Source organism: Paenibacillus sp. OAE614 (assembly GCF_040546645.1).
GTDB lineage: Bacteria > Bacillota > Bacilli > Paenibacillales > Paenibacillaceae > Paenibacillus_AQ > Paenibacillus_AQ favisporus.
Map to the genome: position 1 here is coordinate 7,074,407 of NZ_JBEPOD010000001.1, position 23,344 is coordinate 7,097,750.

General features: G+C 55.9%; 16 protein-coding genes and 2 pseudogenes. 15 read left to right on the forward strand and 3 right to left on the reverse strand.

Translation table 11 applies throughout. The features are described from left to right. Nucleotides 1–336: 336 nt before the first annotated feature. Nucleotides 337–643, reverse strand: a pseudogene (locus ABIE48_RS32410) (antibiotic biosynthesis monooxygenase family protein). A 678-nt stretch (nt 644–1,321) separates the two neighbouring features. On the opposite strand from ABIE48_RS32410, the gene ABIE48_RS32415 reads away from it, so the two are divergent. The 4 genes from ABIE48_RS32415 to ABIE48_RS32430 all read left to right on the forward strand — a co-directional run bounded on the left by ABIE48_RS32415 (nt 1,322) and on the right by ABIE48_RS32430 (nt 3,903). Continuing rightward, nucleotides 1,322–1,678, forward strand: coding sequence for a hypothetical protein (locus tag ABIE48_RS32415; protein ID WP_354520415.1), 357 nt, complete (start codon nt 1,322–1,324; stop codon nt 1,676–1,678). Nucleotides 1,679–1,840: 162 nt separating this feature from the next. Next, complete coding sequence (locus ABIE48_RS32420; protein ID WP_192716836.1) at nt 1,841–2,587, forward strand: class I SAM-dependent methyltransferase; 747 nt, start codon at nt 1,841–1,843, stop codon at nt 2,585–2,587. A gap of 17 nt (nt 2,588–2,604) precedes the next feature. Continuing rightward, entirely contained in the window at nt 2,605–2,973 is a 369-nt protein-coding gene (locus ABIE48_RS32425) for an LSm family protein (RefSeq protein ID WP_192716835.1), read from the forward strand. Between the two features lie 147 nt (nt 2,974–3,120). Next, entirely contained in the window at nt 3,121–3,903 is a 783-nt protein-coding gene (locus ABIE48_RS32430) for a GNAT family N-acetyltransferase (protein WP_192716834.1), read from the forward strand. 41 nt (nt 3,904–3,944) lie between these two features. On the opposite strand, the gene ABIE48_RS32435 is transcribed toward ABIE48_RS32430, so the two are convergent. After that, the gene (locus ABIE48_RS32435; protein ID WP_192716833.1) at nt 3,945–5,858 is read right to left on the reverse strand and encodes an S-layer homology domain-containing protein; all 1,914 of its coding nucleotides are present in this window, start codon (nt 5,856–5,858) and stop codon (nt 3,945–3,947) included. Between the two features lie 268 nt (nt 5,859–6,126). On the opposite strand from ABIE48_RS32435, the gene ABIE48_RS32440 reads away from it, so the two are divergent. The 11 genes and pseudogenes from ABIE48_RS32440 (at nt 6,127) to ABIE48_RS32490 (ending at nt 21,210) form a co-directional block, all read left to right on the forward strand. Next, nucleotides 6,127–6,588 (forward strand): acyl-CoA thioesterase, encoded by a 462-nt coding sequence (locus tag ABIE48_RS32440; protein WP_192716832.1) that lies wholly within the window; start codon nt 6,127–6,129, stop codon nt 6,586–6,588. A 56-nt stretch (nt 6,589–6,644) separates the two neighbouring features. Next, complete coding sequence (gene fabF / locus ABIE48_RS32445; protein ID WP_192716831.1) at nt 6,645–7,886, forward strand: beta-ketoacyl-ACP synthase II; 1,242 nt, start codon at nt 6,645–6,647, stop codon at nt 7,884–7,886. Nucleotides 7,887–7,966: 80 nt separating this feature from the next. Continuing rightward, nucleotides 7,967–9,640: a class I adenylate-forming enzyme family protein gene (locus ABIE48_RS32450; RefSeq protein ID WP_354520419.1), complete on the forward strand. Its 1,674-nt coding sequence runs from the start codon at nt 7,967–7,969 to the stop codon at nt 9,638–9,640. Nucleotides 9,641–9,980: 340 nt separating this feature from the next. Beyond that, the gene (locus ABIE48_RS32455) at nt 9,981–11,576 is read left to right on the forward strand and encodes a PTS sugar transporter (RefSeq protein WP_192716830.1); all 1,596 of its coding nucleotides are present in this window, start codon (nt 9,981–9,983) and stop codon (nt 11,574–11,576) included. 225 nt (nt 11,577–11,801) lie between these two features. Beyond that, nucleotides 11,802–12,692: a LysR family transcriptional regulator gene (locus ABIE48_RS32460; RefSeq protein ID WP_192716829.1), complete on the forward strand. Its 891-nt coding sequence runs from the start codon at nt 11,802–11,804 to the stop codon at nt 12,690–12,692. A 232-nt stretch (nt 12,693–12,924) separates the two neighbouring features. Next, nucleotides 12,925–14,121: a M20 family metallopeptidase gene (locus ABIE48_RS32465; protein ID WP_192716828.1), complete on the forward strand. Its 1,197-nt coding sequence runs from the start codon at nt 12,925–12,927 to the stop codon at nt 14,119–14,121. Nucleotides 14,122–14,125: 4 nt separating this feature from the next. Beyond that, a complete protein-coding gene (locus ABIE48_RS32470; protein ID WP_145027753.1) occupies nt 14,126–15,532 on the forward strand; it encodes a YfcC family protein in 1,407 nt (468 codons plus the stop codon). A gap of 216 nt (nt 15,533–15,748) precedes the next feature. Beyond that, entirely contained in the window at nt 15,749–16,618 is an 870-nt protein-coding gene (locus tag ABIE48_RS32475) for a DMT family transporter (RefSeq protein WP_192716827.1), read from the forward strand. A 98-nt stretch (nt 16,619–16,716) separates the two neighbouring features. Continuing rightward, nucleotides 16,717–17,691 carry an aldo/keto reductase gene (locus ABIE48_RS32480; RefSeq protein WP_192716826.1) on the forward strand — a complete coding sequence of 325 codons (975 nt, stop codon included), beginning with the start codon at nt 16,717–16,719 and terminating at the stop codon, nt 17,689–17,691. Nucleotides 17,692–17,767: 76 nt separating this feature from the next. Continuing rightward, nucleotides 17,768–19,186: a hypothetical protein gene (locus ABIE48_RS32485; RefSeq protein WP_192716825.1), complete on the forward strand. Its 1,419-nt coding sequence runs from the start codon at nt 17,768–17,770 to the stop codon at nt 19,184–19,186. A 196-nt stretch (nt 19,187–19,382) separates the two neighbouring features. Then, nucleotides 19,383–21,210 (forward strand): annotated as a pseudogene (locus ABIE48_RS32490) (APC family permease). Nucleotides 21,211–21,341: 131 nt separating this feature from the next. Here ABIE48_RS32490 and ABIE48_RS32495 read toward each other — a convergent pair. Further along, nucleotides 21,342–22,877, reverse strand: coding sequence for an ABC-F family ATP-binding cassette domain-containing protein (locus tag ABIE48_RS32495; RefSeq protein ID WP_192716824.1), 1,536 nt, complete (start codon nt 22,875–22,877; stop codon nt 21,342–21,344). Nucleotides 22,878–23,344: the final 467 nt, after the last annotated feature.

The window sequence follows — 23,344 nt, forward strand, 5'->3', positions numbered from 1 at the left end:
TCGCATCGGTCAGGTACTGGCCGAAGGCCCGCTTGGTGGGTTCGGTCCAATTCATCCACTGTGGAAAGAGATTGCTGAAGGTATCGGAAGTTATCCGTCAGCGTACGCGTTTCCATGCCGTAGGTGTTCAGAATACCATTCAGCCAAACGGCATAATCGCTAAATATCCGTGAATCGTCAAGTTCGAGTGCCGTTTCCAGATGACGCATGTGGTGTACATTATCATCCTTGCACTTCTGCACTCCTTTCTCGCCGTACGGTCTATGAGTGAAGGGTCGGCTTCGTAAATTAGCTGCGTCACCCGATCGATTAATCGTTCGTAAGTGCCGGCTTGTTTCATCGGGCGACCACCTTGTACTTGCTGACCTGTGGGACGATTGCTGCCAGCTCCTGATCCGGATAATGCTTCTCCAGCTCATGAACCCGCTTGAAATCTTCTCCCCTGGCCCAGCGGAGGTAATCCTCCTTGGTTTCCCATGTGATTTGTACCGTCAGCTCATGAGGCTTGCGTTCATTCTGCAGCAGCATGAAAGAGTGGAAGCCTGGAGCCTGATCCACCAACTTGGATCTGTGGTTGTAAATATGGATAACTTCGTCGGCCTTATTCGGCGGGGACAACGACAGTTGAGTGAACGATATACATGCATGTTCCTCCTTGCCTCTCGGATGAGGGATACTTATATTATAATAAAGATCATGGGTATAATCTCCCAAAGTTTTCAAGTCTTTCATTTTTATTTGTGTTCATCGTAGAGGAACAGGCCCAAGGTCGTCAAATTCGACAAAACCTGCATTGAATCTACATTCCTTTCTGTTCGTATGGATGATAGTATATAAGACTGATATATGACTAGTGATATATCCATACAGCTGGTGGATCTGCTGTATCCCAGCCTGCTGCAGATGAACCAGCCAAACCGTCTATGCGGACATTATCAAGCAGCAGATCGACCGGGCGCTGCAGGATGCGGCGGCAGGTTATCCGCAGGCCGGCAAGCGTTGGCCCGGCAGATGAACTGGCACATGAGCTGTATCGCTGTAACAATTATTGGTCTAACAAAATGAAGCTGAAGCTGGAGCGCCGCCCGACTGGGCGGTTGTCAGCATTGAGGAGAAGCCCTGTCTACCTGTCTTTAGGAGACGCGGGTTTCTTTTTTTATAACCGCAACATGGATGGCATGACGAAAACGGAGCCCATATCCTGAGAATATTGGTTCCGCGGCCATTCTGGCGAGGGCCCCATATAAATGGTCATATTCCCCTTTCGACTTCGGATGCAGGTGAATAGGATAAAGGAATGAAGTGGGAAGGAGGAATAGGCATGATGCTGATCCAATCACCATCGGCTGATACGTGCAGATCGCATGTCGGCAAGCACGTCTGTGCGGTTCTTAAGGACGGTACGCAAGTTTATGGCACGATTAAGGGAGTTTCGGATCATGGACTGGAGCTCGGCGACGCCGCTCCCCGTGCGACCATCCTGTCCACGAACCCCGGAAAAGCCAGCAAGCAGCTAAGCGAGCTGCAGCAAAAAGCTAAGACATCCAGCTACCCGGGATACGGTCCTTACGGCCGCGGCTATGGCGGCGGCTATGGTTACGGTTACCCGCCGGGATACGGGGCTTTAGCCTGGACTTCCATTGCTTTATTATTCCTGATACCGTTCCTCTTCATCTAAATAGAATAGACGATATATATACTGGCGCTTCGCTGGATGTGAACTGATCTCTGCAGACGATAGGGAATGCAGGGGTCTTTTTTTAAATGGATAACGGGAGACCTGTCCGTCCGCCATGGCGGGCCGAGGACCGGACGGAGTGCCTGATGGAGGGGAAAAACGTTGAAGTACTTTGATATGTTGGCTGCGCTGGGTGAAGGGGCTGCTCATCCGGGCGGCTTTGACAGCACCTTGGCACTCCTTGAGCGCGATGCCATACCGGCTGGGGCGAATATTCTGGAGGTAGGCTGCGGAACCGGGAGAACGGCCTGTCACTTGGCGAAAATGGGATACCGGGTAACCGCCGTAGATGTACATCATGGCATGATCGGAAAAGCCCGCCGGCGTTCCGAGGCCATGGAGGTGGATGTCGACTTCCGGATTGCGGATGCCGCCTCACTTCCGTTTGAAGCCGGCGGGTTCGATGTCGTTTTTGTCGAATCGGTTACCTTATTTGTGGACATTCCGGCTGCCTTGAAGGAATATCACCGTGTGCTCAAGGACGGCGGATTGTTATACGACCGGGAAATGGTCCGGAAGCAGGACCATCCGGGACTCAAGGAAGCGTCCCAGGAGCTATACGGTGCCCTGGACATTCCTTCCTTGGAAGAATGGGAGCAGCTATTGAAGCAGGCGGGTTTCCGCAGTCTGGACGCGCGGCTTCCTTCGGACCGTCTGGCTTCGCTGCAGGAGCAGGGAGTGAGCATATCTTTTGATCCATACCAAATGTTTGATATGGAGTGGCTGGACGATCCGGCAGCACTGCAGCTGCTGCAAAGGAATCATCAGTTCTACGAAGAGTTCGGCGATGTATTGTCTTATGCGGTATGGATCGGAGGCAAGGGATTGGCGGGCGGATCAGATAGCTGAGAAGTGAGGTGAGATTCATGAAGCAGGAGTATGTTGTCGATCCTAAACAAGCCGTCCAGTTGCTGGGGCAGCCGGTTTGGGTGGTGCTCAAGGATGGTACGCAGTATGTAGGCTACGTAACGGGTATTGAGAACGGGCAGGTTGTACTGTCCGCGGCCAGAGGGCGGTCGAAGATGACAGGCCCGCCGACACGGGATAAAGAAGTGCAGGTATCCGGCATCTTGAGCGCTTTGTTTGGCGGCGGCCGTCAGCCCAATGCGCAGGGTCAGACTGCAGGCCAATCCGGAGGGCTCATGGGCATGTTCGGCCAGATTATCCCGAATATTCGGGTGGGCATGAATATGCTGCAGATGATTATGCCGCTGATGGGGGCTTTTAAAATCTAACGGGGGGGCGAGCAGCATGCGATCCTCCTGGGAGCTCTGTAGAACACAAGGCCATTCCGTGTGGGAATGGTCTTTTTTTGTAGTTTCGGCCAGCGGGAAGCCGATGTAAAATGAAGGAAAAAGATGGTTGGAAGGGATGTTTCGAGCATGGACACCAGAGCGTGTGGGATCGAAGAAATACGAGAGCTGCTGCAGGAGTACATAAAAGGGCTGTCTTCGCCGTTTGATACCTTTCACGAGCAGTATATTCTGGCCTCGCAATTTTATATCATCCTGTCTGAAAACGCGTCGATAGGATATTACGCCATTCATGATCACAAGCTGCTGACGCAGTTTTACCTGCGCCGGCCTCACCAGAGGCATGCGCAGGTCCTGCTGCGGCAGGTGCTGGAAGAGCATCAGGTGAGTGAGGCGTTCGTGTCGACGGGAGATGAGCTGCTGCTCAGCTTGGCACTGGACCTTGACATGGCTATCGCCAAGCAGGCCTATTTCTTTCAGGACAGTTGGACGGACTTGACGAATGATCCAGGTCCCGAACCAGGCATGTTACGTCCCGCGGAGCTTGCCGATCTGGAGGACATCCAGCGGGTATGCGGGGACTTTCTGGGTTCTGTTGCATTACGCATCCAAAAGGGGGAGCTCTTTACCTGTTATCGGGGCAGTGAGCTGCTGGGAGTCGGCATTGTGGAGCGCTCGGCCTTGATCGACGGCACCGCCAGTATCGGCATGTTTACGAATGAGTCGTATCGCCATCAAGGAGTAGGCCGAAGCATCATTTTGTGGCTGAAAGCTTGGTGCCACGCACAGGGAATCCGGCCGCTCAGCGGCTGTTGGTATTACAACGAGGCTTCCAAGAGGACGCTGGAAAGCGCAGGGATGGTGACCCGGACCCGGCTGCTGAGGATGAAAGTTGTGGGGCAGGAGGGGTAAATGGAAAAACGGCCAAGGATGTTGGCCGTTTTTTTGATGCGTTATTCGACTTCGGAAGTGGGGTTTGGGTCAGGGTTTGATATGTTCACGTCAAGGGTTTCCTTGTCGGACAGGTTGCCCGCCGCGTCTCTAAGATCTGAGATCACCAAGCGGAATTTTCCATTTTCGTTCAAGGGCAGTTCGTTAAGTAGTAGCTCAGTTATATCTATAGTCAATTGCTTGAAATCTTCACTTAACGCAACTACGGGTACATTGGCTAAAAGAAAATGTTCGTCGCCATTGAACGCCCCGCTAGGAGAATAGGTGATGCTGTTTACGAGTGGGAGAGCACCCATTTGTTGATCTGTTGTCACCGTGATAACGCCGTCTTGGTAAGTCACGCCAGTAACCGTCGGGGCTGTAAAGTCAAAACGGATTGGCAGATCAACCTGACCAAGTTCCGTCCCTTCTTCTTCCTCTTCAGTATATGAATACAGCGTAAATCGCAGGGACGCTTCTGTACTTTCGGTAGCTTCTATTCCCGGTAAGAGGCGTAAACCATTCTCTGTGGGTTCAACCGACACGGACGATTCTGGTGTCGGCTGAATCTCAATTTCGGCGAGCGGAATACGATTCGCAATGACTTCAAAGCTGCGGCTGTCGGTATTATAGCTGATGTGAAGTGTACCGCCGTTCTGCTTTACCTGGATTAGATCGTTAATGTCCCGGCTTTCAAGCAAGTCTAATTCTTGAGTAGGCTCTTGATCAATCTCTTGTCCAAGCTCTTGACTAATGGTATCCCTTAAAACAAACCCGCTTTCTCCAAGAAGGATCGAACTACCCTGATTCACACGGGCTATCGTAAGACCTTTTTCGTCCTTAACTTGTAGAACGATTTTAGCAGACGGAGCCGACATACGCCCTTCGGAATCTACGAAATATACTTTGTATTCTCCGGCTGTCAACGAAGATGTTTGCATTTCCGTCACCTGATTCGTGTAAAGAACTGGACTCTTAAACCAATCATCCAGTGAATCTAGATCCACTTTGCTCGTTGGAGTTGCTGCATACGGCACCACATACACTTTGCCTACTTTGCTGCTTCTCAGTTTGATCGGATCTCCAATATTTAATGGAGACGAAGAGACCAATTCAACCGCCGGTGCTGACGTTTCCGGCTGGCTAGGCGTACTGCCGCCATTATTCCCATTAGAGCCGCCCCCGCTATTGCTGCTGCCGCCCGATGAAGATGGTACAGAGGTTACCGGAGGGGTTGGAGTGGTCGGCTTGACCGGTTCCATTGGCGTGGTTGGAGATGGATCCGGCTGTGCAGTCGAAGTCTGGCTGTCTATGACCTCCTTGGCGTCAAAAAACCGGCTGGCTACCTGAGCCACAGCTTCTCTCGCCGCACCCCCTTTTGGGTCAAATTTGCCGTCGGTGCCTCCATTAATCAATCCGAGCTCAACCGCGGCGCCGACAGCATCCTTGGCATAGTCGGAAATGGAGCTCGCGTCGGAAAATTTTAAAATGAAGCCTTTCCCCTGTGCATCGACGCCCAGAGCGCGAACGAACAGGACCGCCATATCTTGGCGCGACAAATTGGAGCCGGTGCCAAAAGTTCCGTTTCCCTGCCCCTTGATCAGCCCCGCCTTGACGGCGGCCTCGACAGAAGCATAGGCATAGCTGTCTGAAGGTACGTCCGAGAAAGTCGGCGACGTTGGTGTACTGGAAACGTCCAGACCTAATGCCTTGGCAAGGATGATGGCAAAGTCCTGTCTTTCAATTTTTCCGGTAGGATCGAACTTGCCATCGCCCTTTCCGTTAAGGACGCCTTTTTCGACTAACTCGTTAATGGCATCCTTGGCGAAAGATCCGTCGATATCCGAGAACGTGGTGGATGCCGCACTTACGGAAGGCATAGCGATGGCGCTGAGCAGCGCCGCGGACGTGATGACTTTCATCAACTTATTTCCCAACTTATCCCCCCCATTGAACATAAAATAATAACCAATAAGCCTAATCTGAATTGTAGTGATTCTCAGGCTTATTTCAATCAAAATTTTCGCGGTTTGAAAACATGCCGGCAGGGCAATCCTTGAATGGACAATGGATCTTAAGGGTGGATTGGAATCACAGGTAAAGAGTGGGCCACCTTATAAAAGTTAGCAAATTACTTTTTATTTTTGATAATCGGAGTATAATGTTCAGTGTGAAAAATAGCACGAGCGAAAGGAGGGAGCGAGATTGGCAGATTCTTTTCCCAGCAATGACATGGAGATGATTGTGACCTGGGGGGACTGCGATGCGGCGGGAATCTCCTATTACGCCAAGGCTTTTGACTGGTTCACGAACGGGCGCATGAGATTCATGCACGTATACGGATTTCCTTACATGGAAACCTTTCATGGTAAAGGCATTTCGCTGGTTTGTCTCAAAGCAGATTGCGATTATAAAAAAATGCTCCGCCCGGAGGAGCCCGTCACGGTCCGCACGTCGCTGACAGCCCTGTCGCGGAGCCGGATGACGTTCACCTATCAGGTGCTGAAGCAGGACGGAAGGCTGGCGTGCGAGGGGACGACGTCCCACACGTATGTGGATGACCAGGGTCTTCCTTTTAACGTGGAGAAGCGTTTCCCGGAGTTGTGGAAGCAGATCAGCAGCACATGGAGCGGCGCGTTGGCAGGCAAGCCATCGGCCCAAGCATAATCTACAAGTAAAGACGATATATTTTGCGGCAAAAATAGAGAGGAGGTGCTTTCGGAGTGAAGGAGCGCGTAGTGATCACAGGCATGGGGGCCGTAACCCCGATCGGCATCGGCGTGCCGGCCTACTGGGACAATCTCTTGAAAGGACACAGCGGGATCGGAAGCATTACGCGGTTTGATGCCTCGGAGCTGCCGGTCAAGATCGCGGCGGAAGTCAAAGCGTTTAACCCTACGGACTACATACCGAAAAAGTTAGCCGGCCAAACCGATATTTTCATGCAGTTTGCCCTGGTGGCGGCACAAGAAGCGCTGGCTGACAGTAAGCTGGACGCGAAGCCCGAGCGGGTGGCCATCGTGCTGGGAACGGCGCTGGGAGGCATCACGACGGCAGCGGCGGCGCAGGAGCAGATGACCGGAACGGGAAGCGCCCGCGTGAGCCCGTATTTGGTTCCCAAAATCCTCGGCAACATTGCTGCCGCCCAAATTTCGATCGCATATGGCTTCAAAGGCCCGAGCTATACGGTCAACACCGCCTGCTCTTCCGGTGCGGACGCCATCGGCATGGCATCCATGCTCCTGCAGTCCGGACAAGCGGATGCGGTCGTGGCCGTCGGCGCGGAATCCATCCTGTGCGGACTGATGGACGCCGGCCTGGCGTCGGCCCGGGCGCTGTCGACCCGGAATGACGATCCGTCCAAAGCGAGCCGGCCGTTTGATCTCAATCGCGACGGTTTCGTGATGGGCGAGGGAGCCGGTGCGGTCATTCTGGAAAGGCTCGAATCGGCCGAGAGCCGGGGAGCCGACATTAAGGCCGAGCTGCTCGCCCACGCCAACTGCTCGGACGCCTACCACGTGACTTCGCCGGAGCCGGAAGGAGCCGGGGAAGTGCGGTGTATGGAACAGGCCCTGGAACAAGCCGGGCTGACTCCGTCCGACGTGGATTATATTAACGCGCACGGAACGTCCACGCCGCTTGGCGACCGGATCGAAACCAAATCGCTGAAAGCCGTGTTTGGTGAAGGGGCGGGCCGAATCCCGGTCAGTTCGACCAAAGGGGCAACCGGCCACTTGATGGGGGCTGGCGGCGTCACGGAGCTGATTGCCTGCATTCAGGCGATCCGCGAAGGGATCGTTCCGCCGACGCTCAATCACGAGCAGCCGGATCCGGAATGCGATCTGGATTATGTGCCGAATGAGGCGAGAGCGGCGAAGGTCCGTATCGCGATGTCCAATTCTTTTGGCTTTGGCGGACAAAATACGTCCCTGATCGTCGGGAAATACGAAGGAACCAATTCATGAAGCGGACGGGCAAAGGGCCCGGTTCCGCTTTTCGCAGTCTCGCAAAGGTTTGAATTTTTAATATGAAGGAAGGAAGTTAGATGGGTACCATGGAACAACAATTTACCTATGATGTTCGGATGTTTAAAGATACATTTGAAAATGAGTTTACGTATATCAACGGATTTATGCGGAACGTGCACCGGTTTGCCGGTCGTCCAGCCTTGACTGATCCGGTGCGGGAGCGCACTTGGACTTATGCCCAGCTGAACGGGGAAGTAAACCGCCTTGCGCATGCCCTGCTCGGAGACGGAGTTGGCAAAAATGAGGTCATTGTGTACCAGCTGCTCAACTCTGCCGAATTCGTGTTCAGCTATCTGGCTCCGCAAAAAATCGGCGCGATTAACTGCCCGATCAACTTCAAGCTCTCCCCCGGAGAAACCGCGTTCATCCTCGATGACAGCAAGCCTGCGGTTTACATCTACGATGCGGAAATCAAGGAAACGGCCGAGCAGGCGCTGGCCATGGCCAAACACCGCCCCCGCCGAATCGTGATGGTCGATATGAACGGCAATCAAGAGGCACCTGCGGATCACATCACCTACAGCGATTATGTGCAGGACAAGCCGGAGCTTAACCCGGACATCGAGCGGCCATCCCACATCTACGATGAAATTACACGCCTCTATACCTCGGGAACCACCGGCCAGCCGAAAGGGGTTCCAATCAACAACATCAACGACATCCTGTCCGCCCACGACGTGGCGATGCATTTCCCTCTCAACCCTACCGACAAAACGATGAATATGAGCCCTTGGTTCCACCGCGGAGGCCTCCATTCCGGAGGACCGACCCCATCCCTGTATGTGGGGGCCGAAATCGTCATTCTACGATACTTCCATCCGAAAACATGCCTGGAACTCGCCGAGAAATACAACCTGACCTTCCTGATCGGGGCGCCGCCTATGCTCAAAATGCTTTATGACGCCCAGAAGAAAAACCCTGTGGACCTGTCCAAATTAAAAGGCATCGTGACGATGGGTGCGCCGCTGGAGCGCGAGGACTGCATCAAATTCCAGGAGACGCTGACACCGAATATTTTTAATGGCTACGGCACTTCTGAAGCGTTCTGGAACACGTTCCTCCGTCCTTACGATCTGCCGGAAATGGCGGGATCGGCCGGACGTTCCTGCACCGACGACGATGTCGCGGTCGTTAAGGTCTACCCGGACAGACGGGCGGAACCGGATGATGTCGTGGCGCGCGATGGCAGCGAAGTCGGCGAGATCATCGTCAAGTCGCCGGGCAAATCCACGTATGCCTATGTGAACAACCCGAATGAGAGCGAGCGGGTCTTTTATAAAGGCTGGGTGTACATCGGGGACATGGGAACCTGGGACGAGAATGAGTTCGTGACTGTAGTGGGCCGTAAAAATGACATGATCGTCTCCTCGGGCGAAAATATCCACCCGGTGCAGATCGAAGAAATTCTGAACCAGCATCCGAAAGTGAAGGAGTCAGTCGTCGTCGGCGCGCCGGACGAGCTGCGCGGCGAATCGATCGTCGCTTACGTGATCAAGGAGGATCCGGAGCTGACAGCCAAAGAACTGAACAAGTACTGCAGCGATCATCCGATGCTGGCCAATTACAAGAAACCGCGCTTCTACCGGTTCATTGACGAGCTGCCGTATACCGCAACCGGCAAGAAGAAGCATTTTGTCGTGAAGCAGATGGCGGTGGAGGACCAGCAGAACGGATTGTTTGAAAGACAATAAAGATGGGCAGAAAAACGTTGTTTACGGTTCGTTATTAAAAAATAAGCTTCGGTGAAAGGGCACCCTTCAGGGTGTCCTTTTTTGCTGCCTTCGGCCAGCCATAGGGGAAAGGCGAAGCTGCTTGGGTGAAGGAGAAGGTAGATCGCGGTTGGAAATGCCACCGAACGTCAAACCGAAATGAGGAACCACAGATACGGCTTAACTACCGGGTGCCAGCAGTAACGCAGAGAGAGGCCTATTTTCTGAAGGTAAAACGGTTGTCGGCCTAACCTTTTACTCTTATAATATGGTAATACGGTAATTAGATAAAGAATGAAAGCCACACAACAAGGAGAACGAGATGAAGCGAATAGCGATTGCAGGCAGCAGCGGAGGCAACCTGTTTAACCTCGGCGGCAAGGATCCCGAGAAACTGATCGGGGAGATCAAGGCGCAGTGTCAAAGCGCAGGCGTAGACATCGGCTTCGTGCAGTTCATTGCCGCATCCGAATCGATGGACGTCGCCAAGGACCATACCGCCGCCGTGCTGTACGGATGGAATGAGGATGATCAGCGTCTGGCGAAGCGGTACGAAGGGACGCTGAAAGATACGAATGAGGCGGCGGCGGAAGCGGATGCGGAGCTGGCAGACCGGATCCGGTCGGGCGGCATCGACGGGCTGATCGTGATGAGCGCCGATCCGCAGGGGGCCAACCGGCAGGCGGTGCAGGCCGCGGCCGAGGCGGGCATTCCCGTCGTGGGGACCGGCGGAACATCGATGGCGATGATCAGCTCCAAGGGGGCGAACGTCATCGCCACGTCGGGCACGACCGGGACGACGAACCGGACGCGGGCCGTTTCGTTTATGACGTCCCTGTGCAAATACTGGGGGATCAAATACATCCCGGTGCTTGGAAGCGCCGGGGACAAGTCCGCCGCACCTGCGGGGAACCCGCTGCGGCGGATCAACTTGAAGGGCATCATGCAGTCCTCGCTGCCGGGCTTCATCGCCATGGCGATCGTGCTGGCGATCAGCCAGATCCCGGCGCTGAAGGGACTCAGCGAGGTATTCGACCTGATGCTCAAGGCGCTGCCGGTCGTGCTGGCGGTCGTGGCGGCCAAGCAGATTTCCGACATGGACGAGGTGTCGATCGTCGCGGGTGTCATCGCCGGGGTGCTGTCGGTGAACGGCGGCATTATCGGGGGCATCATCGGCGGGATTGGCGCCGGCTTGCTGGTGCAGTACTTATTCGTCAAATGCGTGCAGTGGAAGTTTCCAATGACGACGGTCAACATCGTGGCCGGGGGATTGGCGGGCCTCATATCCGGATTGATCATGTATTATTTGATCGCCCCGTTCGCCCTGCAGCTCGGTGAGTTCATTAAATACATCATCAATCAGGCGATTTCGTTTAATCCGATCATCGCGGGCGTGGTAGCAGGCCTTCTGATCTGGCCGGCGATTATCGGCGGCGTGTATCACGCGGCGATTCTGCCGATCGTCCTGCTGGAAATGGAGAAGACCGGCAACAGCTTCCTGGGGGCCATCGACATGGTCGGACTCGTGATGGTCTCCGCGGGAATCACCCTGGCTAACATCATCGCTCCGCGGGACCGGGGAGAGGCAGCAGTGGCCGCGCCAGGCTTTCTGATCAACATGGGCTTCGGCACTTTTGTTGAGGCGGCGTATCCGTTTATGTTCTCGAACAAGGTCGTCTTCGCTGGCGCCATCGGGGCGGCCGGCGTCGGCGGGGGACTGGTGGGGTTGTTTAATGTGCGCGGAACGGCGTATGTTCCGTCCTTTATGGGGCCGTTTCTGTCCAACAACGTGGTCGGCTTTGCCGCGGCTATGCTCGTGGCACTGATTCTGGCCATGCTGGTGACGCTGGTGGCGAACAAGGCGTGGAGAACGGGCCGAAAGTCCGAACAGAAGCCGGAAATCGAGGCGTCAGCCTAACATTTCGCCGCCCCTTCCGCCGTAAGTGTGGTGTGGTTAGGATGAGACGATGCAGTATCAGGTGTGAGCATGGATAGGTCCTGGAAGCAAAGCTTCCCGGGCCTTTTTCGTCGTCACCGGGCAGGACATCCATTTTTTCCAAGGTAACATGGGGCCGGTCCGCCGTAGCCGGTATGGTATGATTAAACAAAATAACAACCGACCCGTGGAAAGGAGGCCACTCACATGAACGAAAAGGACGCTGCCATCCTGCAGCATCTCGTCGAAGAGCAAAGCTTGACCAAAGCGGCGGAACGCCTGTACATGACGCAGCCGGCGCTGACATACCGGATTCAGCTGCTGGAGCGGGAATTCGGCGTACCCTTGATCGTCAAACACGCCAAAGGGACGTACCTGACGCCGGAAGGCGAAGCGCTGGCTGCCTACGCGAAAAAGACGCAGGACGAGCTGAACCATATGAAGGATTATCTCCTGAATATGCGCAGCCGGGTGAAGGGGACGCTCCGGCTCGGGGTCGCCAGTTATTACGGCCTTTACAAGCTCCCGCCGCTGCTCAAGAAGTTCAGGGACCTGTATCCCGAGGTGCAGTTCAGCGTCACCTGTGCGCTCAGCCCGGAAATTCTCGACTCGCTGATGGAGCAGGAGATTCATGTGGGCATCGTTCGCAGGGATTATCCATGGGTGGAATCCCGTTTCCTGCTGCATGATGAGCCGATTTGCCTGATCTCCAAGGAGCCGATCGATTTGGCCGTCCTGCCAGAGCTGCCGCATATTCACTACAGCGAGCCGAAGGCCAAGGCCGCCCGCCAGGTGTCCTCCCATTTTGGGCAGACGATCCGGGCCTGGTGGCACGAGCATTACGACACGCCGCCCACCATCGCCATGCAGGTGGATGCGTATGAGACATGCAAGGAAATGGTCAAGCACGGGCTGGGCTATTCCATCGTGCCGGGCGTGTTCGTCTCGCCGGAGGACGGCTTGTACACACTGGAGCTTAAGCTAAAGAACGGGGAGCCGATCCGGCGCAACACCTGGATGCTGTACCGGGAGCCATCGCTCGAGCTGGCCATCGTGGACCGGTTCGTCGATTTTATGAAAACGGAACATCCGTCTTAACGAAGTCCTGCCTGGGTATCGGGCGGGGCTTCTTTTTATCCAATCTGAATGAAACGAAGCGCCTACATAAAAATTCTTTAGGTCCAGCGCGAAAAAATCTTGATTGTACATCTTCCTGCGGCTGCCCTTATTATTTAATACATATTAATGCATAAATATACGAAACGATACATACGATGACGTAACTTATGACGGCTTCATAATACATTTATATCGACAGGGTGGGATAGCCATGAGTGCACAGCAAGGAACAGAACCAAAACAGCAGCTGATTCAGGCGGTTGACGCGCGTGACGATATGCTGCGGGAGATTTCACTGAGAATCCATGCCAATCCGGAGCTCAGCTTCCATGAGCATCAGGCGCAGCAGTGGCTGACCGAGCCGCTGACCGAAGCGGGATTTACCGTAGAAAAGGGCATCTCCGGACTGGAGACTTCCTTTCGCGCAACCTGGGAAGGAACACCGGGCGGACCGACGATCGCTCTGCTCGCCGAATATGACGCGCTGCCGGGCATCGGCCACGCCTGCGGGCACAATCTGATCGGAACGGCTGCCGTCGGAGCGGCCCTGGCGCTGAAGGATACATGCCCGGAGCTTCCGGGCAAAATCGTGGTGCTGGGCACCCCGGCCGAAGAGGAGGGCGGCGGCAAGATCATCATGTGCCAGGACGGCGTCTTTGATGACGTTGACGCGGCCATGATGGTTCATCCGCAGAACAAAACGATGGTGCTGCGCGGAGCGCTCGCCTGCGTAGACGCGACCTTTACCTTCCACGGGAAGCAGGCGCATGCCTCCTCCTCGCCGGAAAAGGGCATCAGTGCGCTGGATGCGCTGGTGAACGCGTATGTGGCGATCAACTCGCTGCGGCAGTTTATGAAAGAGGACGTGCGGATACACGGCATCATTACGAAAGGCGGGCATGCGCCCAACGTCGTGCCGGAACTGACCGAGGCGGTGTTCATCCTTAGGGCATCCACCGTTCAGGAGCTGGAGACAGTCAGGGAAAAAGTATACCGTGCCGTCCGAAGCGCGGCCGAAGGCGTCGGCGCAACCGTGGATATCGCCGAGGGATTGATTTATGCGGAGCGCAACAATAACAAGGCACTAGCCGGGTTGTTTGCCCGCAATCTGGAGGACCTCGGCATTGAAGTGAACGACCCTCCGGAGAAAGGCGGGGTCGGATCGTCGGACATCGGCAACGTCAGCCAGATGACCGCCGCGATCCACCCGTATATCCGGCTTGGTGACGCTACGACGCATACGCCGGAATTCGCCGCGCTGGCCGGTTCGGAGGAAGGCATGATCGAATTGAACCGTGCGGCCAAGGCGCTGGCGCTGACGGCTTACGATTTGTGTACCGACAAGGAAGCGCTGCGCGAGGTCCGCAGCGAATTTGACCAATGGAAAGCGCAGAGAAACGAGGGATAGACCGATGAATACCACTAATACTGCATCCCGCAAATGGTTAAAAATGCCTCATACGTATGTCATTTTGATTTTCCTGGTGCTGGTGGCCACGGCGCTCACCTACATCATTCCGGCCGGCGAGTTCGACCGGGCCGAGGACAAGGCGACAGGCAAATCCCTGGTCGTTCCCGGTTCTTACCACCAAGTGGAGGCCAGTCCGGTCAGCATCGTCAGCATACCGAAGGCGATTGTGCACGGGCTGATCGACTCGGCGGACGTCGTTTTCTTTATCCTGATTATCGGCGGTACCTTCGAAATTATTTCCTCCACGGGGACGATCGAAGCCATTACCGGCCGGGTCGCCAAAAGGTTTTCGAACAAGGGCCGCTGGGTCATCCCGATCTTTATTACGCTCTTCTCTGTCGCCGGCTTCACGATGGGGATGTCGACCGAGGTCATGGTTTTCGTGCCGATCGGCATCGCCATCGCCCGGGCGCTCGGGTTTGACGCCCTGACGGGCACCGCGATGATCTCCCTCGGCGCATCGTGCGGGTTCACCGCAGGGATTCTGAACCCGTTCAATGTGGGCTTGGCGCAGGCCATCGCCCAGGTGCCGATGTTTTCAGGCGCTTGGCTGCGGATCATCCTGCTCGTGTGCCTGATTACGGTTACCAGTCTGTATATTGTCCGGTACGCCGGTAAAGTGAGAAAAAATCCGGAGCGCAGCCTTGTCCAGGATTTGGAGAAGGATGCGGACAAGCAGGAGCTCGACTTCTCCAAGCTGCCTCCCATGCAGCTTAAGCATTATTTGACCATCGCCACCGTTGTGATCGGGTTTGCTTTCCTGATTTGGGGCGTATCGAAAAAGGACTGGTGGATGGAGGAGCTCGCCGCGCTGTTTCTCACCATGGGCATCGTGTCCGGATTCTGCGCCGGGTACGGTCCGAGCCGGATCGCCTCGGAATTCGTCAAAGGCGCCAAGTCCATTACGTACGGCGCACTAATCATCGGTTTTGCCCGGGGAATTATGGTCGTGCTGGACCAAGGCGACGTGATCGATTCAATCGTGAACGGGTTGGCCGTTGTGGTCGGCGAGCTGCCGGGATCCGTTCAAGTGCTCGGCATGTACGTGTTCCAGAACGTGATGAACGTCTTTATTACGTCCGGAACCGGGATGGCGGTGACGACGATGCCGATCATGGTGCCGCTGTCGGATATTCTGGGCGTTACCCGCCAAACGACGGTGCTCGCCTTCCAGCTTGGGGACGGAATCACGAACATGATTCTGCCGACGTCCTCGGCGCTGATGGGAAGCTTGGCCGTATCCGGCATCGCGTATCAGAAGTGGGTGAAATTTTTCTGGCCGCTGATGTGCATGTGGATCGCTATTGGGGCGATTCTGATCGTGATCGCCAACATCATTAAATACTAGCCTTGCAGAAGCGGATAGCCGTGCAAGTGCCAGGCCAAAATCTGCAAGGAATCCAATCGTACCGCCGTGCCAACCGCATGGAGGTGCGATTTTTCTTTCTTCTCATGGGTCCGAAATTGGACTAACATGAAAGATAGCTGAAACCGCCGCAGGCAGGGTTCACCGGACTGCACCCTGCGGGCGGGGGTTTCAATCTCAGACATCCGGGGTGTGAACATGAATGGTTTGATCGGTCTCCTCTGTTTAATATGGGGCTTCAATTGGGTTTTTATGAAGCTGGCCAATGGCGTGTTTCCGCCGGTGCTTTTTGCCGGCTACCGCTTTGCGCTCGGAGCGCTCGTACTTCTTGCGGTTTGTTATTTCCGCAAGGTGCCGCTGCCCCGCTGGAAGGATTTGAAGTGGTATATCGTATGCGGCATTTTGCAGACGATGTATTTTAACCTGGCGATTCAGATATCGCTGGAGGATCTAAGCGCCGGTCTGACGTCGGTCCTCACGTACAGCATGCCGCTCTGGCTGACGCTGATGGCCCATTTTTGGCTTCCGGGAGAAAAGCTGCGTTTGCGTAAGCTCGCCGGCATTATGATCGGCATCATCGGGCTCTTCATCGCCATGGATGCCCATTGGGGAGGCAGCGCCGGAGCGCTGCTGCTCGCAGTGTCCTCTGGTCTGTCCTGGGCATTGTCCAACCTTCTCATCAAGCGAAAGCTTGCGGGCAGCGACATGCTCCAGTTTACGACCTGGCAGATGGTGGCCGGCGCAGCGGGACTGCTGCTGTACTCGGCGATCTTCGAGCACGGGACGAGCCACTGGGGCGTCATGCCGGTCGTGTATGTCGTGTTCTCGGGTGTCGTCGGCTCGGCGCTGGCGTTCGTGATGTGGTCGTACATTTTGTCCAAGGTGGAGGCCAGCAAAGCCTCGATTTCGCTGCTGCTGGTGCCTGTCGTCGGGGTCGTCTGCGGATGCCTGTTCCTGAAGGAAAGCCTGAACCCCGTCATGGCGGTTGGCATTGTGCTTGTGCTGATGGGGATCTGGCTCGTGAACGGGAGCGGGAAGCCGAAGGCGGAAGCATCGGCGGAAAGCTAGGGTCCGGGCAGCAAAAAATATGATCCTGGGCTGCACAATATCTTAAGACTCAAGACGTGCCGCTGAATACTCACTTTATCGTAAAGGGGAAATGACTGATGAAATACCGTTACCTCGGCCATACCGGACTGGAAGTATCCGTCCTGGGACTGGGCACGAACGCCTTCGGAAAGCGGGCGGATCAGGATACCTCCATCCGGATCATCCACCACGCGCTGGATCGCGGGGTGAACTTTATCGACACCGCCAATATTTATGCCGGAACCGAGTCGGAGCGGATCATCGGTCTGGCGCTGCAAGGCAGACGGCAGGAGGCGGTGCTTGCTACCAAGGCCGGGCTGGTCATGGGGCAGGGCCCTAACGGCCGCGGTTCTTCCCGGTACCATCTGATGCAGGAGCTGGAGAACAGCCTGAAACGGCTGCGGACGGATTACGTCGACCTGTACCAGATTCATACGTTTGACCCGCATACCCCGCTGGAAGAAACGCTTCGGACGCTGGACGATATGGTCCGCTCCGGCAAAGTCCGCTACATCGGCGCGTCCAATTATGCCGCCTGGGAGCTGATGAAGGCAATCGGCATCAGCGAAGCCAAAGGGCTGAACCGGTTCGTGTCCACACAAGTCAGCTACTCGCTTGCAGACCGGACGCCGGAGCGGGAGCTGGTCCCGATGTGCCTGGATCAAGGCGTCGGCATCATCCCTTATTTTCCGCTGGCCGGAGGCATCCTCACCGGAAAATATTCGCTGGAGAACCGGGCACCCGAGCAATCCCGGGCCGATACCGATCCGAACTTCAGCCGGTTTGTCATTGACCGCAACATCCGGCTTGGCCAAGAGGTTGGACGGCTGGCTGCCGATCTGGAATTAGCGCCAAGCGGCTTGTCACTGGCCTGGCTGATGGGACGTCCGGCCGTTTCGACCGTCATCGTCGGGGCGACGCGCACGAGCCAGCTGGAGGACAACCTGCGCAGCGTAGAAATGACTCTGAGCGATGAGACGATCCAAGATCTGGACCGCATCAGCGAGCCGTTCCGAAACGGTGAGCCGTTCGCCACTTACCGTTTGTCCTGAGCCATAGACATGAACACATGCCCAGGCCCCCGCATAGCATATAGCACAATTGCAGCAGGGGAAGGGTGTGACCGGTATGGTCATTCATTTAACGGCCTTACACTACGTGTATTTGGCGTTTATCGTGTTTATTATGGCGCTGCTGATCAAGCGGCGGGACACGACGATGATCTGCGTGGCAGGCATCTTCGTGCTCGGATGGCTGGCGACCGAAACGCTGAGCGGCTCGGTGTCGGGCGTCTTTAATTCTTTTATTTATGCGACCAAAGAGCTGATGGGCACCATCATGATCATTTCGATTATCGTGGCGATGAGCCGGGTGTTGATCCGCACCGGCATTAACGAGACGATGGTTGCACCGCTGACACGGTTCATCCGGACACCGGCGGTCGCCTTCTGGGGAATCGGACTCATCATGCTGGTCACGTCCTTGTTTTTCTGGCCGTCGCCGGCGGTCGCGCTGATCGGGGCGGTGCTGCTTCCGGTCGCGGCCCGCGTTGGGCTGCCCGCCCTGGGCGCGGCCATCGCGATGAACCTGTTCGGGCACGGCATCGCGCTTTCCGGGGACTATATTATTCAGGGCGCGCCCAAGCTGACCGCAGACGCGGCGGGACTTCACGTATCGCAGGTCATGGAGGCGAGCGTTCCGCTTGTCATCGTGATGGGCATGGTGACAACCGTGACGGCCTACTGGATGATGCGAAGGGACATGAAGAACGGCACATGGCGGGACGGTCTGGTCGCCGGGTCCAACGGGGCGGGTGCCCTTACGGGCGAAGGCGGGGGAGCGGAAGAATCGGCAGCGCCGCTTACTCCACGCGTGAGGGTGTGGCTGGCCGTTATCATCCCGGTGTTGTTCCTGATCGACGTAGCCGCCATGTTTGTGCTGAAGCTGCAGGGCGGAGACGCCACGGCGCTCGTAGGCGGCACGGCCGTATTGATCCTGATCGCAGTAACGCTACTTGCCCACCGGAACCAAGGACTCGAAAAGGTGACCTCTTACCTGATCGACGGCTTCACCTTCGGTTTTAAAGTATTCGGTCCGGTCATTCCGATCGCCGCCTTTTTCTACCTCGGCGATGCGGCGTTTACCGACCTCTTTGGCAAGGTGCTGCCGGAATCCTCGAACGGCATCGTCAACGATTTGGGCGCCGCGCTGGCGCATGTGGTGCCGCTGAACGGAGCGGTGGGCGCCGTCACGCTGACGATCACCGGGGCCATCACCGGACTTGACGGCTCCGGTTTCTCCGGCATTTCGCTCGCCGGCTCGATCGCCCAGCTGTTCGCGGCCGCCACGCATGCTAATGCAGCCACGCTGACGGCCCTCGGCCAGGTGGCGGCGATCTGGGTCGGCGGCGGCACGCTGATCCCCTGGGCGCTGATTCCCGCCGCGGCCATTTGCGGCGTCAGCCCGTTCGAGCTGGCGAGACGGAACCTGAAGCCCGTGCTGATCGGGCTGGCGGTGACCACGGCCGTGGCGATCTTTTTGGTATAGCCGGGCTTCGATGATTCCTGCCCTCTCTATCCATTCACACAAAGCCTTCCGAAAGCGGAAGGCTTTTTTGTTGTTTCATGCCCTGCGGCGGTTTAAATGTTTGGGGAGGGGATTCCTAGATATACCCGGAGTCGTTTGGCTGGGAAAGGGATAACCTAAGGAAACCATACTATCGACAGAGATCGAGGTGTTATTCATGTTGTCAGCCGTCAAAAGATTTCTGATCGGCCGCCCGCTGAAGTCCGGCCAATTGGGTGAACAAAAACTGAATAAAACCAAAGCGCTGGCCATCCTGTCCTCCGATGCGCTGTCCTCCGTTGCCTACGGTCCCGAGCAAATTTTGCTCGTGCTGGTAACGGTCAGCGCAGTAGCCTTCTGGTACACGATCCCGATCGGTATCGGCATTCTGATTTTGCTGCTGGCCCTCATTTTATCGTACAGACAGATCATCTTTGCTTATCCCCACGGCGGTGGAGCGTATGTCGTTTCCAAGAAGAACCTGGGAATCAATCCGGGACTGATTGCCGGCGGCTCGCTGCTGGTCGATTATATTTTGACGGTGGCGGTCAGTGTGTCGTCCGGGACGGATGCCATTACGTCGGCGTTTCCCGGCCTTCACCCGTATAATGTGGTCATCGCCTGTGCGCTGGTCGTTCTGATTACCATTCTGAACCTGCGCGGGATTACCGAATCGGCTTCAATTCTGGCGTATCCGGTTTACCTGTTCGTGCTCGCGCTGTTCCATTCTGATCGGGGTAGGCTTGTACAAAATCGCAACCGGACAGGTGCCCCCAACCCTGCACGCGCCAATAGGCACGCCGGTAGCAGGGATCTCCCTGTTTCTGCTGCTGCGGGCTTTTGCTTCAGGGAGCTCGGCGCTCACCGGGGTGGAGGCCATCTCCAATGCGATTCCGAACTTTCGCGACCCGGCGCCGAACAATGCCTCCAAAACCTTAATGGCCATGGGCACGCTTTTGGCGATCCTGTTCGCCGGCATCGTCTTTCTCGCTTACTATTATGGGATCGTACCGAATGAAAAAGAAACGGTCGTATCCCAAATCGCCTCCACCACCTTTGGGAGGAGCTTCCTGTATTATTTTATCCAGGCGACAACCGCCCTTATTCTCGTTCTTGCGGCTAATACCGGCTATTCCGCCTTTCCGCTGCTCGCCGTCAACCTGGCCAAGGATAAATACATCGCCCGGATGTTTACCGTCCGCGGGGACCGTCTCGGGTATTCCAACGGCATTATGTTTCTGGCCACGGCATCGATCATTCTAATCATCGCCTTCAAAGGGCGCACAGAGCATTTAATCCCGTTATATGCGGTGGGGGTATTCATTCCGTTTACGCTGGCCCAGACGGGGATGCTGGTCAAATGGATTCGTGAAAAGCCGAAAGGCTGGCTGGGCAAGCTGATCATCAACTTTGTGGGGGCGCTGATCAGCTTCACGGTCATGATGATTTTCTTTATCACCAAGTTTGGCCAGGTGTGGCCTGTGCTGATTTTCCTGCCGCTGATCGTTTATATATTTCATGCGGTCAAGAGGCACTACGAGGCCGTCGGGGACCAGCTGCGGATTACGACCTGCGAGCCGGCCCTTCCCGTCGAAGGCAATGTGATGATCGTGCCCGTCGCCGGGATCACCCATGTGGTGGAGAACTCGATCAATTACGCCAAGTCGCTGTCACCCGACCAGATCATCGCCGTCTACGTAGCCTATGACCGGGAATCGGAGCGGAAGATGGAGGAGAAGTGGAAGCAGTGGCAGCCCGACATTCGGCTGGTGACGCTGTTGTCGCCTTACCGCAGCATTATCCAGCCGCTGACGAAATTCGTGGATACGGTGGAGTACAAAGCTTCAGAATCGCACTACCGGGTGACGGTGCTTATCCCGCAGTTTATCCCTAAGAAAAGCTGGCACAACATTCTGCATAACCAGTCGAGTCTGCTGATCCGTGCCTTTTTGCTCTACCGGAAAAATATCATCGTCACCACGGTGCCTTACCATTTGAAAAAATAGCCGTTTTACCCGTTACACAAAAGAAGCTGCCGACCGGGTTCTTCCGGTGCGGCAGCTTCTTCCTTGAAGATCAATAGATGCGAAACCATACAGCATCTGTGATTGAGCCTTGAGCGCCTTGCCTTTTGGTCTTACTTCCAATCCTGCACCCGCCAGATGTCCGTGACCCAGTCTTCGTAGAAGGCGGGTTCGTGGGACACCAGCAGCACGGTGCCGGGGTAGGCGGCCAGTGCCTTCTGCAGAGACTCCTTCGCGCGGACGTCTAAATGGTTCGTCGGTTCATCCAGCACGAGCAGATTGCTCCGGGTAAGCATCAGCTCGGCGAGCCGGGCCTTGGCCTGCTCTCCTCCGCTCAGCGTCCGCATGGGCTTGCGGATATGATCGGCGCTCAGGCCGGCCATGGCCAGCGTGCGGCGGATCTCCTTCTCCGTCAAATCCGGACGCAAGGACCAGACATACTGCAGCGGCGTGTCCGAAGACGGGGTGTCTTCCTGCTGGTAATAGGCGGTCCGGACCGTGTTCTGAACGGTTACGGCGCCGCCCAGTGCGTTGATGCCGCCGAGCAGAGTCTTCAGCAGCGTGGACTTGCCGGCGCCGTTCTCCCCGATGATGGCGATTTTGTCACCGCCCTTGACGGTGAGGTCAAGCGGCCGAAACAGCGGCACCGCGTATCCCGCTTGAAGCCGTCTGGCCTCGATCAGCACCGAGCCGCTGAGGTTTCCTTCCGCCCGGAACTCAAAGCGGGGCGCCGGGCCGTCACCCGGCTTCTCGACCCGCTCGATCCGGCTCAGCATTTTCTCGCGGCTCTTGGCCTGCTTCGCCTTGCGGACCCGGTTGATATTAATAAAGGATTCCAGCCGTTCGATCTCCCGGGTCTGCCGCTCATAGGATGCCTGCTGCTGCTTCTGGGCGAGCGCATACTGCTTCTGGAACGCGGCATAGCTGCCCGTATAGCGTTTCAAGGTCTGATGGGCCAGATGAAAAATCACATTCGTGATTTCGTTCAGGAAATGCTCGTCATGCGAGACAACGATAAAGGCGTGCGGGTACTTTTTCAAGTAGTCGGTCAGCCACTCGATATGCACGGCGTCCAGGTAGTTGGTCGGTTCGTCGAGCAGCAGCACATCGGGCTCCTCCAGCAGCAGCTTGGCAAGCAGCAGCTTCGTCTTCTGGCCGCCGCTTAAGCGGCTTACGTCGGTGTCCAAGCCGATCTCGGCAAGACCCAAACCGCGGGCGACGTCCTCAATTTTGGCGGAAATGGCGTAGAACCCGGCCTGCTCCAGCCCATCCTGCAGTTCGCCGTAGCGCCTGAGCATCGCGTCAAGCCCGTCTCCCACCTCACCGAATCGGGCCGCGATTTCATTCATTTCGCGTTCCATGTCAAACAAGTGCTGAAAGGCCCGCTCCAAATACCGCAGGACCGTCATCCCTTCCTGCAGCGAAATGTGCTGCTCCAGGAAGCCGACCCGGGCTCGCGGCGACCACTCGATCCGCCCTTCCTCCGGCAGCAGGCTTCCGGTCAGCAGGCGGAACAGTGTCGACTTGCCGGCGCCGTTCATGCCCACCAGTCCGGCATGCTCGCCCGGCAGCAGGCGGAACTCAATATGGCGAAAAGTAACTTGATCTCCGTACATATGCGTAAGATTCGTGACATTTAATATGCTCATGGTTCTCTCTCCTTAGGTTTCATTGATTGCGAACAAATGAAGCCATCAGGAGGACAGCGAAATGACGTGACGATCCGGTTGTAAATACTGCAAGATACTCCGGCCCTAGGGGTCTGTACCTGGTGACTAAGTATCTTACAGCCCGCTTTAATATACAGAAAGCGGGTAAGGTGAACACACCCTACCCGCTTACATGTCAAAGCTGGAAAAGATGTGGAAATCATATCGACTGTTCTCGAGATGGCTAAAAAAGGGCAGACTTCTCCCGTATCAAGCCAAATCTCTTCTAAGAACAGTAGACAAAATTTCCATTACCTTTCCACCTCATTCAAGTTTATCGTTACGCCACACAGTATAAGCGAGGCTTCCTGCAGTTGTCAATCGGACACCTGCCCGGGATAGCTTAGCTCTTCAACCCGCTGCAGGCGGTTAAGAATCCTTTACCCGGAGATATCTTTACAAGGCTG

What these genes read in the sequence shown, in the direction of transcription:
- ABIE48_RS32485 (WP_192716825.1), top strand. Translation starts at nt 17,768, where the DNA reads ATGGTCATTCATTTAACGGCCTTACACTACGTGTATTTGGCGTTTATC.
- ABIE48_RS32450 (WP_354520419.1), top strand. Translation starts at nt 7,967, where the DNA reads ATGGGTACCATGGAACAACAATTTACCTATGATGTTCGGATGTTTAAA.
- ABIE48_RS32480 (WP_192716826.1), top strand. Translation starts at nt 16,717, where the DNA reads ATGAAATACCGTTACCTCGGCCATACCGGACTGGAAGTATCCGTCCTG.
- ABIE48_RS32455 (WP_192716830.1), top strand. Translation starts at nt 9,981, where the DNA reads ATGAAGCGAATAGCGATTGCAGGCAGCAGCGGAGGCAACCTGTTTAAC.
- ABIE48_RS32460 (WP_192716829.1), top strand. Translation starts at nt 11,802, where the DNA reads ATGAACGAAAAGGACGCTGCCATCCTGCAGCATCTCGTCGAAGAGCAA.
- ABIE48_RS32465 (WP_192716828.1), top strand. Translation starts at nt 12,925, where the DNA reads ATGAGTGCACAGCAAGGAACAGAACCAAAACAGCAGCTGATTCAGGCG.
- ABIE48_RS32415 (WP_354520415.1), top strand. Translation starts at nt 1,322, where the DNA reads ATGATGCTGATCCAATCACCATCGGCTGATACGTGCAGATCGCATGTC.
- ABIE48_RS32475 (WP_192716827.1), top strand. Translation starts at nt 15,749, where the DNA reads ATGAATGGTTTGATCGGTCTCCTCTGTTTAATATGGGGCTTCAATTGG.
- ABIE48_RS32425 (WP_192716835.1), top strand. Translation starts at nt 2,605, where the DNA reads ATGAAGCAGGAGTATGTTGTCGATCCTAAACAAGCCGTCCAGTTGCTG.
- ABIE48_RS32470 (WP_145027753.1), top strand. Translation starts at nt 14,126, where the DNA reads ATGAATACCACTAATACTGCATCCCGCAAATGGTTAAAAATGCCTCAT.
- ABIE48_RS32495 (WP_192716824.1), bottom strand. Translation starts at nt 22,877, where the DNA reads ATGAGCATATTAAATGTCACGAATCTTACGCATATGTACGGAGATCAA.
- ABIE48_RS32430 (WP_192716834.1), top strand. Translation starts at nt 3,121, where the DNA reads ATGGACACCAGAGCGTGTGGGATCGAAGAAATACGAGAGCTGCTGCAG.